The 16,137-nt window shown below is 65.4% G+C and carries 13 protein-coding genes; 2 read left to right on the top strand and 11 right to left on the bottom strand.

The genetic code is table 11. The features are described from left to right. Positions 1–72: 72 nt before the first annotated feature. From ACF3ND_RS15665 to ACF3ND_RS15650, 4 genes are all read right to left on the bottom strand, one after another. Complete coding sequence (locus ACF3ND_RS15665; RefSeq protein ID WP_394062072.1) at positions 73–2,889, bottom strand: autotransporter domain-containing protein; 2,817 nt, start codon at positions 2,887–2,889, stop codon at positions 73–75. Positions 2,890–3,195: 306 nt separating this feature from the next. Then, positions 3,196–3,369, bottom strand: a complete 174-nt coding sequence (locus ACF3ND_RS15660) for a hypothetical protein (protein ID WP_394062070.1) — start codon at positions 3,367–3,369, stop codon at positions 3,196–3,198. An 86-nt stretch (positions 3,370–3,455) separates the two neighbouring features. Next, positions 3,456–7,397, bottom strand: coding sequence for a DUF3683 domain-containing protein (locus tag ACF3ND_RS15655; RefSeq protein ID WP_394062069.1), 3,942 nt, complete (start codon positions 7,395–7,397; stop codon positions 3,456–3,458). Between the two features lie 207 nt (positions 7,398–7,604). Then, positions 7,605–8,153: a YqaA family protein gene (locus tag ACF3ND_RS15650; RefSeq protein WP_394062067.1), complete on the bottom strand. Its 549-nt coding sequence runs from the start codon at positions 8,151–8,153 to the stop codon at positions 7,605–7,607. A 153-nt stretch (positions 8,154–8,306) separates the two neighbouring features. On the opposite strand from ACF3ND_RS15650, the gene ilvA reads away from it, so the two are divergent. After that, a complete protein-coding gene (ilvA, locus tag ACF3ND_RS15645) occupies positions 8,307–9,815 on the top strand; it encodes a threonine ammonia-lyase, biosynthetic (RefSeq protein ID WP_394062065.1) in 1,509 nt (502 codons plus the stop codon). 60 nt (positions 9,816–9,875) lie between these two features. On the opposite strand, the gene ACF3ND_RS15640 is transcribed toward ilvA, so the two are convergent. The 7 genes from ACF3ND_RS15640 to phoB form a co-directional block, all read right to left on the bottom strand. Then, positions 9,876–10,418, bottom strand: a complete 543-nt coding sequence (locus ACF3ND_RS15640) for a DUF4351 domain-containing protein (RefSeq protein WP_394062063.1) — start codon at positions 10,416–10,418, stop codon at positions 9,876–9,878. Then, on the bottom strand, positions 10,415–10,813 hold the full coding sequence (locus ACF3ND_RS15635; protein WP_394062061.1) for an Rpn family recombination-promoting nuclease/putative transposase: 399 nt from the start codon (positions 10,811–10,813) through the stop codon (positions 10,415–10,417). Before ACF3ND_RS15635 ends, ACF3ND_RS15640 begins: the two co-directional genes overlap by 4 nt. A gap of 96 nt (positions 10,814–10,909) precedes the next feature. Further along, positions 10,910–11,926: a biotin-dependent carboxyltransferase family protein gene (locus tag ACF3ND_RS15630; protein ID WP_394062059.1), complete on the bottom strand. Its 1,017-nt coding sequence runs from the start codon at positions 11,924–11,926 to the stop codon at positions 10,910–10,912. Next, positions 11,923–12,621: a 5-oxoprolinase subunit PxpB gene (gene pxpB, locus ACF3ND_RS15625; protein WP_394062057.1), complete on the bottom strand. Its 699-nt coding sequence runs from the start codon at positions 12,619–12,621 to the stop codon at positions 11,923–11,925. The genes ACF3ND_RS15630 and pxpB overlap by 4 nt, the downstream gene beginning before the upstream one ends. Positions 12,622–12,623: 2 nt before the next feature. Then, on the bottom strand, positions 12,624–13,055 hold the full coding sequence (locus ACF3ND_RS15620) for a VOC family protein (protein WP_394062055.1): 432 nt from the start codon (positions 13,053–13,055) through the stop codon (positions 12,624–12,626). A gap of 79 nt (positions 13,056–13,134) precedes the next feature. Further along, positions 13,135–14,433 carry a phosphate regulon sensor histidine kinase PhoR gene (gene phoR, locus ACF3ND_RS15615; RefSeq protein WP_394062053.1) on the bottom strand — a complete coding sequence of 433 codons (1,299 nt, stop codon included), beginning with the start codon at positions 14,431–14,433 and terminating at the stop codon, positions 13,135–13,137. 4 nt (positions 14,434–14,437) lie between these two features. After that, positions 14,438–15,148 (bottom strand): phosphate regulon transcriptional regulator PhoB, encoded by a 711-nt coding sequence (phoB, locus tag ACF3ND_RS15610; protein ID WP_394062051.1) that lies wholly within the window; start codon positions 15,146–15,148, stop codon positions 14,438–14,440. 202 nt (positions 15,149–15,350) lie between these two features. On the opposite strand from phoB, the gene ubiE reads away from it, so the two are divergent. Continuing rightward, positions 15,351–16,121 (top strand): bifunctional demethylmenaquinone methyltransferase/2-methoxy-6-polyprenyl-1,4-benzoquinol methylase UbiE, encoded by a 771-nt coding sequence (gene ubiE / locus ACF3ND_RS15605; protein ID WP_394062049.1) that lies wholly within the window; start codon positions 15,351–15,353, stop codon positions 16,119–16,121. Positions 16,122–16,137: the final 16 nt, after the last annotated feature.

Raw genomic sequence — 16,137 nt, 5'->3', positions numbered from 1 at the left:
GCGGGCTTTTTTCTTGTAATCGCATCCCTGCCATGCCCGAGCATCGCAGGGATTGTTGCCTTGGGGCGGACGTTAGAACTTCACTTTCAGGAACAGAGACCCGGCGTGGTCCTGGTTGCGGCCGAACTGGCCCTGATAGTTCAAGCCGAAGGAGGTGCGTTCGCTGGCCAGCAGCTCGGCGCCGAGCTCGGCCACCGCGGCGTTCTTGGCGATCGGCGCGCCGCTGATGCGGAAGTCGCTGCCGGGCAGGGCGGCAAAGGCCAGGCGACGCTCGGGCGTGGTGTCGCCCATGGCGTGCCGCCAGCCCAGTCCGGCCGTCAGGGCCAGGCTGGCGCTCTTGATCTCCAGCGTGGTCTTGCCGCGCAGGCCCAGCGTCATGGTGCTCAGGTCCTGGCGCTGCGCGTCGGCGCGCAGCGCGGCCTGGCCGCCATGCTCGGTGAAGGAGCCCTGGCGCAGCTGATGCCAGTTCACGCTGGCGTAGGGCTCGATCTGGGAGCGCTCGCCCACCGGCATGCCGTAGCCGAGCTGGGCGAAGGCCTGCACGCTGCGCGCCCGATAGTCGGCTTTCAGGGTCTGGGGTGAACCCAGTTCGAGCTGGCGGCGGCTGTCCAGACTGTGGCGGGTGTAGGCGCCGCCGGCCATCAGGTTCAGGCTGCCGGGGCCGGCCTGCCAGCTCTGGGTGCCGTACAGCGCGGCGCTGTAGCTGTTGCTGCGTGCAGACTGGTCGCGCTCGTCCAGCTTGATGCGGTTCTCCAGGTAGCCCAGCGCGGCGCCCAGGCGCCAGCCCTGGCTGCCCAGGGCGGTGTCGCCGCCCAGGAACAGGCCGCCGACATCGTGGCGCACGTCGCGGCTGTTGCCGTCGCCGTCCAGGTCGCGGCGCTGCTGGATCACGTCGACCCACAGCATCGTGTCCTGGCCGGTGGCCCGGCGGGCGGCGCCGGCTTGGCGCACCAGCGTGCGCGGCAGCAGGTCGCCGTTGCCCAGCAGGGCGGAGACGGCGCCGGCATGAACCTGGCCCTGCAATTGCTCCATATAGCCGGCCACCTGGCCGGCCTCGGCGTTCAGCACGGTGTTGTAGACCTCCGTCATGGCGGCCGGAGGCTGCGCGGAGGCCGGATCCAGGGCATGGGCGACGGCCCGCTGGTTGGCGGTGGCGGCAAAGCGGGCGAACGGCACGTCATTGCGCTGGATCAGCAGGGACAGATCATGGCCGTGCAGCAGCGTGGGCGACAGGAACGCCATGCTGTAGGTGATATGGGAGAATTCGCCGGTCACGCCCTGGCCGGCTTGCAGGAAGGAGTAAGGCACATTCTGGCGGTAGGGGCCGCCGGCCAGCTTGAGGGTGCCGGCAAGGTGGGCCTTGCCGCCCACGACCAGGCGGTCGGTGGCGCCGGCCGGGCCGACTTCCAGCTCGTGCACGGAGCCTTCGTGGGCGGTGTAGTCGCCGCTCACGGTCAGGGTGCCGACCGAATTGCCGGGCGCCAGGGTGCCGTAGTTCTCGACCTGGCTGACCACGCCCGAGCCGCCCAGCGTGCCGCCGGGCTCGACGGTCACGGCCGAGGCCAGGGTGCCGTTGACGGCCAGGCGCCCGCCGCTGACGGTAGTCGGTCCGGTGTAGGTGTTGTGGCCCGTCAGTTGCAGCGAGCCCTGGCCGCGCTTGCTCAGCCCGCCGTTGCCGCTGATGTCGTTGGAGAAGGTGGAATCAAAGCCCAGGGTGTCCACGTCGAACAGGCGGGTGAACTGGGCGGGACCGCGCACGGCCTTGCCCGCGTTCAGCAGGCCCCAGCCGTAGATCTCCGGATCACCCATGCTGGTGGCGGTGGTCAGCAGGGTCTGCTGCAGGTGATAGGCCGTGAAGTAGGGAAAGGCCTCCTTGACCAGGGCGGCGGCGCCGGCGACATGCGGGGCGGCCATGGAGGTGCCGTTCAAGTAGGTGTAGCCACCCTTGGAGTCGACGGAATAGATGCCGGGGTTGTTCCCGCCAGGCGCCGCCAGGCACCATTCGCTTGCTACGCCGCAGCGGTTGGCATACCAAGCCAGGTTTCCATCTTCGTTCAGGGCCGTGACCGCCAACCAATTATCTTTGAGCTCTGGGAACCAATAGGGGGCGCCGGCCAACAGGTCGGGGTGGGGCTGGCTTTCATTGCCTGTGGAAACGACCATTAGCGAGCCGGCTGCTGTGCTGTTTCGAAATGCCTCGATGGTCAGGGGGTGGGTCTCCAGCGCCGCCTGCGCCGAGCCGTAGTCAGCAACATTGCAAGGCGGCGGGTCCGATGCATTGTTGCAGTCGTTCACGCCCAGACTGCTGTTGATGACGGGGAGTTTGAAGCCAGCCAGGTAATTCCAGCCCTGGGAAAGAGAACGGTCGGAAAAAGCGATGGCTTCGGCACGCTCCTCAGGCGTGGGGGGCGTGTCATCATCGTCGTCCTCGTCGTCCTCGTCTTGGGGAGGCACCTGCGAAGCCACCGCGACGAGCTTGCTGTTGAAGGCGACGCCATGCATGCCCACGCCGTCCCGGCGGGCTGCGATGATGCCGGCCACATGGCTGCCGTGGCCGCCATCCTTCGCGGCATCAGGATCCTGGTCGATACCCGAGCCGGGTGCATAGGGTGTGCCTGCATTGAAGTCGAAACCGCCCGCGATGGCGCTGGACAGTTCGGGATGGCTGGCGGCGATGCCTGTATCCAGATAGCCGACCGTGACGCCCTTTCCGGTGTAGCCCAGGGCATAGGCTTCGGCGGCCCGTATCATCTTCAGGCCGGGCTGGCGCCTGTATTCCATGGTTTTCCAGTCCTGGACCGAGGCGGCCTGAGCGGCGGACAGGGCGGCCAGACTCAGAAGGCAGGCCTGCAGCAGCAGGTCTGTTTTGCTTATTTTGTACGACATCATTGCTCGCTGTGATTCTTTCATGTTCGTTGCGGCGCCGCATTCCTGGCGGGCGGCGGTGGCCGCGGCCTTTGCAGTTGACGGCAGGGAGCCTGCATCTTATAGCCTGGTTGGACCTCGATTCTACGTGCCAGGCGTTTGAAACGTAGCGCCAGTGGCGAGTGCATCAAAGCCATTATCTGACTCAGGCTGGAAACGAGCGGGTGAAGGAGCCGTTTAATGTGCGGAACAGGGATGTCTTGCAGGGCCGCTGCCTGTTCAGTTTTGTTGCGCGGCCGTGGGGGTTCAGCAAATATGAGGTCAGCCGCCTCAGATGCCCGCCGCCAGCAGATGGCGGACTTTCTCCGGGTCCAGGCTGCGGGCGGCGAAGGACACCATGGAGACGAAAGGCAAACCCCGGTTGGTCAGCGTGCCCAGCGCGGCCGTGCGCTGGGTCTTGAGCAACTGTTGCAGACCGGCCAGCAGCAAAGCGTCATCGGACATAGAGGACCTCCGGGCGGATGTTCAGGAGCGTGCAAACGAAAACGGGCCGGCATCGAGCCGGCCCGTTTCCTGGCGAAGCGGAACGATCAGACCAGCACGCGCTCGATGCCGCCTTCATTGGCGCGGCGCACGTACTCGGGCATCCAATTCTCGCCCAGCATGTGCTTGGCCATCTCGACGACGATGTAGTCGGCATCCATCTTGGTTTCGTCCTGGTAGCGCGCCAGGCCTTGCAGACAGGAAGGACAGGAGGTCAGGACCTTGACTTCGCCCTGAAAGCCGTCGCTGCTCACGGCCTGCTTGTTCTTGAGCAGTTCCTCGTGCTTGCGAAAGCGAATCTGGGTGGAAATGTCCGGACGCGATACGGCCAGCGTGCCCGATTCTCCGCAGCAGCGGTCGGCCTTGATGGTGGATTCGCCCACCAGGGACTTGACCGTCTTCATGGGGTCCTGCAGCTTCATGGGAGTGTGGCAGGGGTCGTGGTACATGTAGCGCACGCCTTGCACGTCCTCCAGCTTCAGGCCTTTCTCCAGAAGGAATTCGTGGATGTCGATCAGGCGGCAGCCGGGGAAGATCTTGTCGAATTCGTAGCCGGCCAGCTGATCGTAACAGGTGCCGCAACTGACCACCACGGTCTTGATGTCCAGGTAGTTCAGCGTGGTGGCCATGCGGTGGAACAGCACGCGGTTGTCCGTGATGATCTTCTCGGCCTTGTCGCTCATGCCGTTGCCGCGCTGCGGGTAGCCGCAGCACAGGTAGCCGGGAGGCAGCACCGTCTGCACGCCCACGTGCCAGAGCATGGCCTGCGTGGCCAGGCCGACCTGCGAGAACAGGCGTTCGGAACCGCAGCCGGGAAAGTAGAACACCGCCTCCGAATCCACGGAGGTCGTGTTCGGGTTGCGGATGATGGGCACGTAGTTCGGGTCTTCGATGTCCAGCAGCTTGCGGGCGGTCTGCTTGGGCAGGCCGCCGGGCATCTTGCGGTTGATGAAGTGGACGACCTGCTCGCGGATGGGCGCCTTGCCGGTGGTGGCGGGCGGGGCCGCGACCTGCTTGCGGGCCGGCGCGGCCAGCACGTCGTGGGCCAGGCGCTGGGCCTTGTAGCCCACGTCTATCATGGCCGTGCGGGTGGCCTTGATGACGCGCGGGTCCTTGGCGTTCAGGAAGAACATGGCGGCCGCGGTGCCGGGGTTGAAGGATTTCTTGCCCATGCGCCGCAGCAGCGAACGCATCTCCATGGAGACGTCGCCGAAGTCGATGTCCACCGGACAGGGGTTGTAGCACTTGTGGCACAGCGTGCAGTGATCGCCCACATCCTCGAATTCTTCCCAGTGCTTGAGGCTGATGCCGCGCCGGGTCTGTTCTTCGTACAGGAAGGCTTCGATCAGCAGGGAGGTGGCCAGGATCTTGTTGCGCGGCGAGTACAGCAGGTTGGCGCGCGGCACGTGGGTGGCGCACACGGGCTTGCACTTGCCGCAGCGCAGGCAATCCTTGATGGCGTGCGAGATCGAGCCGATCTCGCTGCGCTGCATGATCAGGGATTCGTGGCCCAGCAGGTTGAAGCTGGGCGTCCAGGCGCGGCTGAGGTCGGCGCCGGGCATGAGCTTGCCGGCGTTGAAGTGGTTGCCGGGGTCCACTTCGCGCTTGTAGTTCTGAAAGGGTTCCAGCTCTTCCTGGGTCAGGAATTCGTACTTGGTCAGGCCGATGCCGTGCTCGCCGGAAATGACGCCGTCCAGGTTGCGCGCGATCTGCATGATGCGCGCCACGGTGACGTTGGCCTGCTGCAGCATGCCGTAGTCGTCGGAGTTGACCGGGATGTTGGTGTGCACGTTGCCGTCGCCCGCGTGCATGTGCAGGGCCACGAAGACGCGGCTCTTGAGCACGCGGTCGTGGATGGCCTGCAGTTCGGCCAGGACGGCGGCGCAGTCCGCGCCGGGGAAGATGTGCTCCAGCCGTTCGCGGATCTCCGTCTTCCACGAGGTGCGGATGGTGTGGTCCTGCAGAAGCTGGAAGAGGGTGGCTTCGGGCTGGGCCTGCAGGCGTTCGGCGATGGCGGCGGGCTCCAGCGGCACGCCCAGCTCGGCCAGCGCGTCCTGGCTGCCGGCCAGCGGCGTGTCCAGATTGTCCAGCAGCCATTGCCAGCGGCGGCGCACGTCCTGCACCACCTGCAGGGCGTCGTGACGGCGGGCCTCCAGGATTTCCTCGCGGGTGTGCTCGGCGTCGTCCGGATCCTCGATCTTGCCCACGGGCAGGTCGCCCTTGAGGAAGTCTTCCAGCTCGCGCGTCAGGCGCAGCTTGTTGTCGGTGGAGAGCTCGATGTTGATGCGCTCGATCTCTTCGGTGTATTCGCCCATGCGGCGCAGCGGGATGACCACGTCTTCGTTGATCTTGAAGGCGTTGGTGTGGCGCGCGATGGCGGCGGTGCGGGAGCGGTCCGCCCAGAATTTCTTGCGGGCCTCGGCGCTGACGGCCACGAAGCCTTCGCCCGAGCGGCCGTTGGCCAGGCGCACGACTTCAGAGGCGGCCTTGGCCACGGCATCCGGGTCGTCGCCGACGATGTCGCCGATCAGGACCATCTTGGGCAGGCCACTGCGCTTGCTCTTGGTGGCATAGCCCACGGCGCGCAGATAGCGTTCGTCCAGGTGCTCCAGGCCGGCCAGGATGGCACCGATGCGCTTGCCTTCGCCGTTCAGGTAGTCGATGACTTCCACGATGGACGGCACGGCCTCCTTGGCCTGGCCGAAGAACTCCATGCAGACGGTGCGGGTGTGCGCCGGCATGCGGTGCAGCACCCAGCGGGCCTGCGTGATCAGGCCGTCGCAGCCTTCCTTCTGGATGCCGGGCAGACCGGCCAGGAACTTGTCGGTGACGTCCTTGCCCAGGCCTTCCTTGCGAAAGCGCCGGCCTTCGATGGCCAGCACCTCGGTGCGCAGCAGGCGCGCGCCGGGGGCCTGGCTGCCGTCGAACCATTTGAGCTCGAAGCGGGCCACGTCCACGTCGTGGATCTTGCCCATGTTGTGGTCCAGGCGAGTGACCTCCAGCCAGTCGCCCTTGGGGTCCACCATGCGCCACCAGGCCAGGTTGTCCAGGGCTGTGCCCCACAGCACGGCCTTCTTGCCGCCGGCGTTCATGGCGATGTTGCCGCCCACACAGGAAGCGTCGGCCGAGGTGGGATCCACCGCGAAGACGGCGCCGGCCGCTTCGGCGGCCTCGGCCACGCGGCGCGTGACCACGCCCGCGCCGGTCAGGATGGTGGTGACGGGGTGATCGACGCCGGGCAGCGAGCTTTGCTCGGGCTTGCCGATGGCGTCCAGTTTTTCCGTGTTGATGACCACCGAACGCCAGGTCAGCGGGATGGCGCCGCCGGTGTAGCCGGTGCCGCCGCCGCGCGGGATGATGGTCAGCTTGAGGTCGATGCAGGCCTTCACGAGGGCGGCCATTTCGTTTTCGTGATCGGGCGTGAGCACCACGAAGGGGTACTCCACGCGCCAGTCGGTGGCGTCGGTGACGTGCGAGACGCGCGACAGGCCGTCGAACTTGATGTTGTCCTTGGCGGTCAGGCGCGAGAGGCTGCGCACCACCTGCTGGCGCAGGTCGCGGGTGTCGTTGAATTCCTGCTCGAAGGCGGCCACGGCGTCGCGGGCGGCGCGCAGCAGGCGCATGACCTTGGCGTCGCGCTCGGGCGCGGAACTGTCGCGGCGATGGTCGATTTCGTTCAGGCGGTGGTTGAGCGCCTCGATCAGCTGGTGCTGGCGCTTGGGATTGTCCAGCAGGTCGTCCTGCAGGTAGGGATTGCGCTTGACGACCCAGATATCGCCCAGCACCTCGAACAGCATGCGCGCCGAACGGCCGGTGCGGCGCTCGGAGCGCAGTTCGGACAGCTTTTCCCACGCTTCCTCGCCCAGCAGCCGCAGGACGATCTCGCGGTCCGAGTAAGACGTGTAGTTGTACGGGATTTCACGCAGGCGCGGCGTGTCGGTGTTGCTTGCCTGGGAGGCCAGGTACTGACTTGCGATGGGGGCGTTCATGGCGATAGTTGGCAATGCCCGTCAAGGGCGCTCGGGCTCGAGCGGATATGCAAAAGACAAGTGTATACGAATCCCAGCCCGACTGCCCCCATACCAGGGAGCCGCGTAATGATTAAGCGGGGAGCGCCGGCCTGTATGGAGTGAATTTGTTGTTTGATGGCAGGGGAAGTCTTTGTGAAGATGCCATTCGAGGCGGGGGTTCCCTTTTTACCAGCCCAGGCGGGGGAAGATCCACAGCAGTCCTGCGGTCATGCTTATATAGCGGGCCAGCTTGCCGATGGCCATGTAGATCGTGCAGGGCCACAGGGGCAGGCGCAGCCAGCCGGCGACCGCGCACAAGGGATCGCCCACCACGGGCAGCCAGGAAAACAGCAGGGCGGCCGGACCCAGGCGTGTCAGCCAGCGCGAACTGAAGTCATGCCAGCGGCCCGCCGTCTTGCTCTTGAGGGCCTGGCCCTGGCCCGGATCGTCGGAATGCGGGTGCTTGAGGCGCCAGGCTTCGTAGGCTTTCTCCGCGCCCGCGCCCATGGCGTAGCTGATCATCCCGCCCAGGGTGTTGCCCGCCGTGGCCACCAGCACGGCGGGCCAGAACATGTGGGGCGCGAGTTTCACGTAGGCGAAGACGGCGGGCTCGGAGCCCAGCGGCAGCAGCGTGGCCGATACGAGGCTGACGGTGAAGATGGCGCTCAGGCCGACTTCGGGCAATGACAGGGCGGCCAGGAGCCAATTGATGGATTCGTGCAACCAGGCTTGCATGGAGAAAAAGGGGTCGGGTGCGTAGAGTGAAAGTGGACGCCAGCGGGGGCGCCTGCCTATGGTATTCTGTTTTTCTTTTCCGGTGATGGGGCCCGTGGCGTGCGCCATAGGACCGCCAGGGTGGCAAACCGGTCGTTAATTTAAACCTGAATCATGTCGAACGATTACCTAAAGCGAATACTCACCTCGAAAGTGTACGACATTGCCGTCGAAACACCTCTTGAACCCGCTCCCCAGGTATCGGCTCGAATTAGCAACACGGTGCTGCTCAAGCGCGAGGACTATCAACCGGTCTTCAGCTTCAAGCTGCGCGGCGCCTACAACAAGATGGCCAATCTGTCGCCCGCCGAGCTCAAGCGCGGCGTGCTGGCCGCCTCGGCGGGCAACCATGCCCAGGGCGTGGCCATGTCGGCGCGCAAGCTGGGCTGCCGGGCCGTCATCGTCATGCCCACCACCACGCCGCAGGTCAAGATCGACGGCGTGCGCAATCTGGGCGGCGAAGTCGTATTGGCTGGCGACAGCTATTCCGATGCCTACCAGCATGCTCTGGAACTGGAAAAGAACGAAGGCCTGACCTTCGTGCACCCCTTCGATGATCCGGACGTGATCGCCGGCCAGGGCACGGTGGCCATGGAAATCCTGCGCCAGCACCCCGGTCCCATCGAAGCGGTCTTCGTGGCCATAGGCGGGGGCGGCCTGGCGGCCGGCGTGGCTGCCTACATCAAGGCCCTGCGTCCTGAAATCAAGGTCATCGGCGTGCAGACCGAGGATTCCTGCGCCATGGTGCGCAGCGTCAAGGCCGGCCGGCGGGTGAATCTGGCGGACGTGGGCCTGTTTTCGGACGGCACGGCCGTCAAGCAGGTGGGCGCCGAGACCTTCCGCCTGGTGCGCCAGTACGTGGATGATTTCGTGGTGGTGGACACCGATGCGGTCTGCGCCGCCATCAAGGATGTTTTCCAGGCCTCGCGCAGCGTCCTGGAGCCGGCCGGCGCCCTGGCCCTGGCCGGCGCCAAGCGCTACGCCGTCCAGCACAAGCTCAAGAACAAGACCCTGATCGCGGTCACCTCGGGCGCCAACATGAACTTCGACCGCATGCGCATGGTGGCCGAACGCGCCGACGTGGGCGAGGCCCGCGAGGCCCTGTTCGCGCTGACCATTCCGGAGCGCAAGGGCAGCTTCCGCCGCCTGTGCGACGCTCTGGGCACCCGCTCGGTCACGGAGTTCAACTACCGCATGTCCAATCCCGAGCAGGCGCATGTGTTCGTGGGCATGTCGATCTCCTCTGAAGCCGAGATCGCCAAGCTCGAAGAGCGTTTCCTGAAGAAAGGCTTCGGCACCCAGAACCTGACCGGCAATGAACTGGCCAAGACGCACCTGCGCTACATGGTGGGCGGCACCTCCAGCGAGGCCACCAACGAAGTCCTGCTGCGTTTCGAGTTTCCCGAACGCCCCGGCGCGCTGCGCAAGTTCCTGAGCAGCATGAACCAGGACTGGAACATCAGCCTGTTCCATTATCGTAACCAGGGCGACGACTACGGCCGCATCCTGATCGGCATCCAGGTCCCGCCGACGGACAAGAAAGAGTTCAAGGCTTTCCTGGATGCCCTGGGCTATCCTTACTGGAACGAGACGGACAATCCGGCCTACAAGCTGTTCCTGTAAGCGCGGCGCCTCGCCTTGTCAACGCCCCGGCAAAGCCGGGGCGTTTTGTTTGCGGCCGCGTCAGGGCCGGAATATTTGTTCCAGCGTTTCCGCTTCAAGCAGGTTCAGGCTCCAGTCCAGCAGTTGTTTGCTGTCCGCTTGTTGAAGGCGCTGTTCAATATTGCTATTGATTGGGCCGAAGCGGCGTTGCAGCAGCTGATGCAGAATGCGCTGTTCGCCTGCACGCTCTCCTTGCGCATGTCCTTGCTTCATCCAGCGCAGTTCCCAGTTGCGTTCCTCGTAATTGATCATGGCGTCGATCTCCTCGAAAGTATGGATCAGGGGGGTGTCCAGATGGGGCAGGTGCAAAGGCAGCACCACATGCTGGACCCAGCTGCTCAGCAGTCGGCGCAGCCGAGCGTGTTCGATGGGATGGGTCAGCTTGGCAATAGTGTGCAGACAGTCCCGCAGCTCGTCCATGCTTTGCAGATGCTGCAGGCGGAAGATTTGGGTGATGATGGCTTCGGGCGGCAGGGACTGGTTCAGAAGCAGTTGTTTTTGTTCAATCAGCAGGAAAGCTTGCGAGGGGTTGTAGCGCTGCAGCCACGGCGGAGTATCGGTCATGAGCGTCTGCATGTCGCAAGCCGCGCTCCAGGGCGCATCGCCCGTGTGCAGCACCACGGGCAGGATGGGCGGCAGGGTGTGTTGGGCTGGCGATGCTGATGCTGTTCGTGCAGCAGGGCGCCGTAGCTGCGCATGCGCAGCGCCATGGAGCGGTCGCTGCGCGATTGGTGCTCCAGCAAGAGCAGCATGTTCTGGCCGCCGTCCAGAGTCAGGCTCCAGGCCATGTCGGCCTGGCGTGTGGGTCGATCGGCATGGGCGAAGTGGGTGTTCAAGGCCTGCAGCGATTCCTGCTCGATGCGTTCGCCCAGCTCGGCGGGCAGGCAGTGGGCGATGAAGTCGTGCAGCACCAGAGGCTCGTCGAGCAGGCTGCGATAGAAGGCGTCGTGACGGGACATGGAAAGGGTTCCTGAAGGGGTGAGGACCAGGAACCAGAATGACTGATTGCTTCCGTCAGAACAGCCGGGCGCGCAGCCGTTTGTCCATGCGTGGAATTACCCCAGGCAGTCCCGCAAGGACAAGCGCAGCGGCTGCAGACTGTCGCTCAGGCGCTGGAAGGCCTGCTCTTGGCGGGTGCTGAGGGACAGGGCCTGGTCCAGCGTGACGACCTCGAAACCCAGGCTCTGGCCGGGCAGGCGCTGGGCGAGCTGGGCCAGGTCCACGGCGGCGACCTGGGCGATGCGCGGGTAGCCGCCAGTGGTCTGGCGGTCGGCCATCAGCACGATGGGCTGGCCGTCGTTGGGAACCTGGATGGTTCCAAAGCAGGTGGGCGCGGAAAGCAGTTCCTGCGTCCTGCCGCGCTGCAGGGCCTGCCCTTCAAGGCGGTAGCCCATGCGTTCCGAAGCCGGACTGATGCGGTAGCTCTGGGTCTGGAACAGCTCCAGCGATTCGGGCGTGAACAGGTCCGCCTGCTCGTCCAGAACGACGCGCATACGGTCGCGCGCGGGCAGGGCCAGGGCGGCTGGCAGGTAGATGCGCAACTCGTCCAGTTGTGCTTTCAGACGGTCCAGCACCTGTGGATCCGCCGGCAGGGGGCGGGCCAGGGGCAGGATGTCGTTCTTGCGCAGAGCCCGTCCGCCCAGACCTCCCAGGCCTACGCGCATGTGCGTGCTCTGGCTGCCCAGTACCGGCTCCACGTCAAATCCGCCGTGAATGGCCAGATAGGCGCGCGCACCCTGGCCGGGGCGGGCGGCCTGCAGCGTCAGGGCCTGTCCGGCGCGCGCCAGGATGGGGCGCAAGGGGGCGATGGGTTGTCCGTCCAGGACCGCGTTCAGATCGGCGCCCGCCAAGGCGAAGATGCAGGGGGAGTCGAATACCAGGGTGGGGCCCGACACCGTGACCTCCAGGCTGGCCAGGTCACGGTCCTGCCGATTGCCAGCCAGCAGGTGCGCCAGGCGGTGGGCGCGTTCGTCCATGGCGCCGCTGGGCGAGACGCCCAGGTGCTGCTGGCCATAGCGGCCCCTGTCCTGCAGGCTGGTCAGCAGGCCTGGTTTGACGATGCGCAGGCTCATGTCTCGGTCCAGTGCTCGAATTGCTCGGGGGCGATGGGAATGAAGCGCACCTGGTCGCCGGGCGCCAGGCGGGCGGCGGGCGAGCGCCGCGCGTCGAACAGGTCCAGGGGCGTGCGGCCGATCAGGTGCCAGCCTCCGGGCGACTCGTTGGGGTAGATGATGGTCTGCCGGTTCGCAATGGCCACGGAGCCCTTGGGCAAAGCCGTGCGCGGCGTGGCCCGGCGCGGCAGGTTCAGGGCTTCGGGCAGGATGCCCAGGTAGGGCGCGCCCGGCGCGAACCCGACCATGAAGACCAGTTGCGGCGTGCTGCAGTGCAGCTCGATCAATTGCGCCTGGCTCAGGCTCAGCTTTGCGGCCATGTCGGCCAGGTCGGGGCCGAAGTCCCCCCCGTAGCAGACCGGAATGTCGACCAGGGCGCCGGCGGCGGCCTGTTCCCCGGCCGCGTCCAGGCCCTGGAGCGCTTCATGGACATAGGCGTGCAGCCGTTCGGGCCGATCGGTGCTGCCATCGGGCTGGAAATGGACGGCCACGGCGGTGAAGCTGGGCACCAGATCGCGGACGCAATCCGGCGCGCGGGCTCGCAGCAGCCGGGCGGCCTGCGTGCAACGCAGACCGGTTTCCAGGGAAATCCCGCCGCCGAATTGAATCAGCAGGCAGCGGTCGCCTTGCTGAACGAGTTGCCAGGGGAGGGACATGCTTATTTGGCGAACAGCGAGTCCAGGTTGTTGAAGGCCTTGAATTCCAGCGCGTTGCCGGACGGGTCCAGGAAGAACATGGTGGCCTGCTCGCCGGGCTCGCCCTTGAAGCGGATGTAGGGCTCGATCACGAAGTCCGTGCCTTGGGCCACCAGCTTGTCGGCCAGTTCCTGCCAGGTCTGCATGTCGAGCACGATGCCGAAATGGCGCACGGGCACATTGTGGGCGTCAACGGCGCTGGTCGCATTGCTGCCGCATTCCTCGGGCGCCAGGTGCGCCACGATCTGATGGCCGTAGAAATTGAAGTCGATCCACTGGTCCGAGGAGCGTCCTTCCGGACAGCCCAGCGTCTGCCCGTAGAACTGCCGCGCCACGGCAAGGTCGTGAACCGGAAAGGCAAGATGGAATGGGCGTAGCCCGCTTGTGTTCGACATGCTTGGCTCCTGCGCGGCCCGCGGCCGCCAACGTGGGTAGAGCCGTTCATTGTAGGGCCAATGCGACGTCCGCAGGCTCTTAGCTGTCCAGGATGCGGACGCGGCTCTTGGGAAAGCGCAGCGTGAAGATGCTGCCCACGCCCAGGCGGCTCTGGATCTGCAGTTCGGCGTTGTGGCGCACCACGATGTGCTTGGTGATGGCCAGGCCCAGTCCGGTGCCGCCGGTCGAGCGCGAGCGGCCCTTGTCCACGCGGTAGAAGCGTTCGGTCAGGCGAGGGATGTCCTGGGGTGCGATGCCGATGCCGGTGTCCTGCACCGAGTAGCAGGCGTCGCCGTTGTCCAGCATGTACCAGCTGACCGTGATGGTGCCGTCCTTGGGCGTGTAGCGGATCGCGTTGGTGATCAGGTTGGAGACGGCCGAGCTGAGCTCGTTCTCCATGCCCTGGATGGCCAGGTTGGGGTCCAGGTTGGTGACGAAGATGTGCTGTCCGCCGGAGAGGGCCTCGCCCTGCTTGAGCGCGCTCTGGATCAGGTTGCTGACCTGCACGGTCTCGCCCTCGACGGTGGGCGAGGACTCCAGCGTGGACAGGGTCAGCAGGTCGGCCACGATGGACTGCATGTGCCGGGTCTGCTCCAGCATCATGGTTTCGTAGCGCTGGCGCTGCTCGGGCGTCAGGCTTTCGGGCGGCATGTCCCGCAGGGTCTCCAGAAAGCCCAGCAGCACGGTCAGGGGGGTGCGCAGCTCGTGCGACACGTTGGCCACGAAGTCCTTGCGGGTGGTTTCCAGCTTCTCGACCTGGGTGACGTCGCGCGTGACGATCAGGAACTGGCCCAGTCCGTAAGGGGTCAGTTGGAGCAGCAGGGACTTCTCCAGGCCGTCCTTGTCGATGTGCAGCAGCAGGGGGCCGTCCCAGCGGGACTGGCGCGCGTAGCGCGAGAACTCGGGCGCGCGCAGGATGTTGAAGATGCTGTGGTGGCGGTCGGTGGCCAGGTTAAGGCCGATGTGCTCGCAGGCGGTCTGGTTGCACCACTGCAATTCCATGTCGGCGTTCAGGGTGATGGCGCCGTCGGGCAGGGCCTCGGCGGCCATCATGATGCCGTCCACGTGGCGGTTCAGGTCCAGGATCTCGTGGCGGTCGCGCCGCAGCTGGCGGTAGACCGGAGCCAGGATGGCGTCCCACGGGCCGATGGACGGCGGCGGGGGATCGTTCAGGTTGCGCGTCCATTTCTGGATGCGGGACACGTGCGCCCCGCTGACCAGCACCATGATGAGCAGGCCGAAGGCCAGGCAGGCAAAGCCTGTGGCGGCCCCAAGCCACCAGCCCATGATGGCGCCGAACACGGCCCAGAGAAAAATAGACGTCAATGTGCTGAGCATGGGGTCAGGCTGCCGGTGCTTTTTCCAGGGGGGAGAGGGCAAAACGATAGCCCGAGCCACGGATGGTTTCAATATGCTTGTCGTGCCCGGTGGGTTCCAGCGCCTTGCGCAGGCGTCGGATGTGCACGTCCACGGTGCGCTCCTCCACGAAGACATGGTCGCCCCAGACCTGGTCCAGCAGTTGTGAACGCGTGAAGACGCGTTCGGTATGCGTCATGAAGAAGTGCAGCAGGCGGAATTCGGTGGGGCCTATGGTCAGGGCCAGGCCGTCGCTGGACAGGCGATGCGTGCCCGGATCCAGCTGCAGGTTGCCGATGGTGATCATGTCGTCGGTCAACTGGGGCGCGCGGCGGCGCAGCACGGCCTTGATGCGGGCGATCAGCTCCTTGGGGGAGAAGGGCTTGGTGATGTAGTCGTCCGCGCCGGCCTCCAGGCCGTCCACCTTGTCCTGCTCGGACCCCTTGGCCGTGAGCATGATGACGGGAATATGGCGCGTGCGCTCGTCGGTGCGCAGCTTGCGCGCCAGACTGATGCCCGAGGAACCGGGCAGCATCCAGTCCACGAGGATCAGGTCGGGCAGCTCGGCGCGGATCAGCACCTGGGCCTGCTCGGCATCGAAGGCGCGCAAGACCTTGTGGCCGGCGAAAGAGAGATTGACTGAAATCAGTTCCTGGATCGCGGGTTCGTCTTCCACGACTAATATGCTTGTACTCATTGTTTCTTCAGGCAGGTCCGATAGAGAAGTGAAAGGGCTGCGGGGGTGTTGCAAAGTCGGTTCACCCTAGGATATGCCGCCATCATATGGCGCAAATGTTTCAGGTTTGTGAACGTGCATGAAACTGCAACATGCGCATGCGGCCGGGCGCCTCGTCACTTTTTTTTCCGGCGCCGGAAATCTGCGTTACGATTACGTCATTATGGAAACACAGCGCCCTCATACTTCCTCCGCCCAGGATTCCGCCACGCATTTCGGCTTCCAGACCGTCGCCGAAAATGAAAAGGCCGGCAAGGTCGCCGAGGTCTTTCACTCGGTGGCCGGCAACTACGACATCATGAACGACCTGATGTCGGGCGGCCTGCACCGTATCTGGAAAGCCTTCACCATAGGTCGGGCCGGCGTGCGTCCGGGCATGAAGGTGCTGGACATCGCGGCGGGCACCGGCGACCTGACCCAGTCCTTCGCGCGCCAGGCCGGCGCCGACGGCGAAGTCTGGCACACGGACATCAACAGCTCCATGCTGCGCGTGGGGCGCGACCGCCTGCAGGACAAGGGCATTCTTACGCCGTCGGCGGTCTGCGACGCCGAGCACCTGCCTTTTCCGGACGGATACTTCGATCGCGTGTCGGTGGCCTTCGGTCTGCGCAACATGACGCACAAGGACCGCGCCCTGGCGGAAATGAAACGGGTGCTGCGTCCTGGCGGAAAGCTGCTGGTGCTGGAATTCTCGCGCATCGCCAAGCCGCTGCAGGCGCCCTACGACTGGTACTCCTTCAACATCCTGCCGCGCATCGGCAAATGGGTGGCCAAGGACGAGGACAGCTACCGCTATCTGGCCGAATCCATCCGCATGCATCCCGACCAGGAAACGCTGGCCGGCATGATGCGCGAGGCGGGCCTGGAACGGGTGCAGTATTTCAACCTGACCGCAGGCATCGCGGCTTTGCACGAAGGCGTGCGCCTGGACTGAGCCCGGCTTTCGCAGA

The organism is Alcaligenes sp. WGS1538, assembly GCF_043187505.1.
Classification (GTDB): Bacteria; Pseudomonadota; Gammaproteobacteria; order Burkholderiales; family Burkholderiaceae_B; genus Alcaligenes.
Note: the sequence above shows the minus strand (reverse complement) of the source record. Positions and strands in the feature narration are given on the sequence as shown.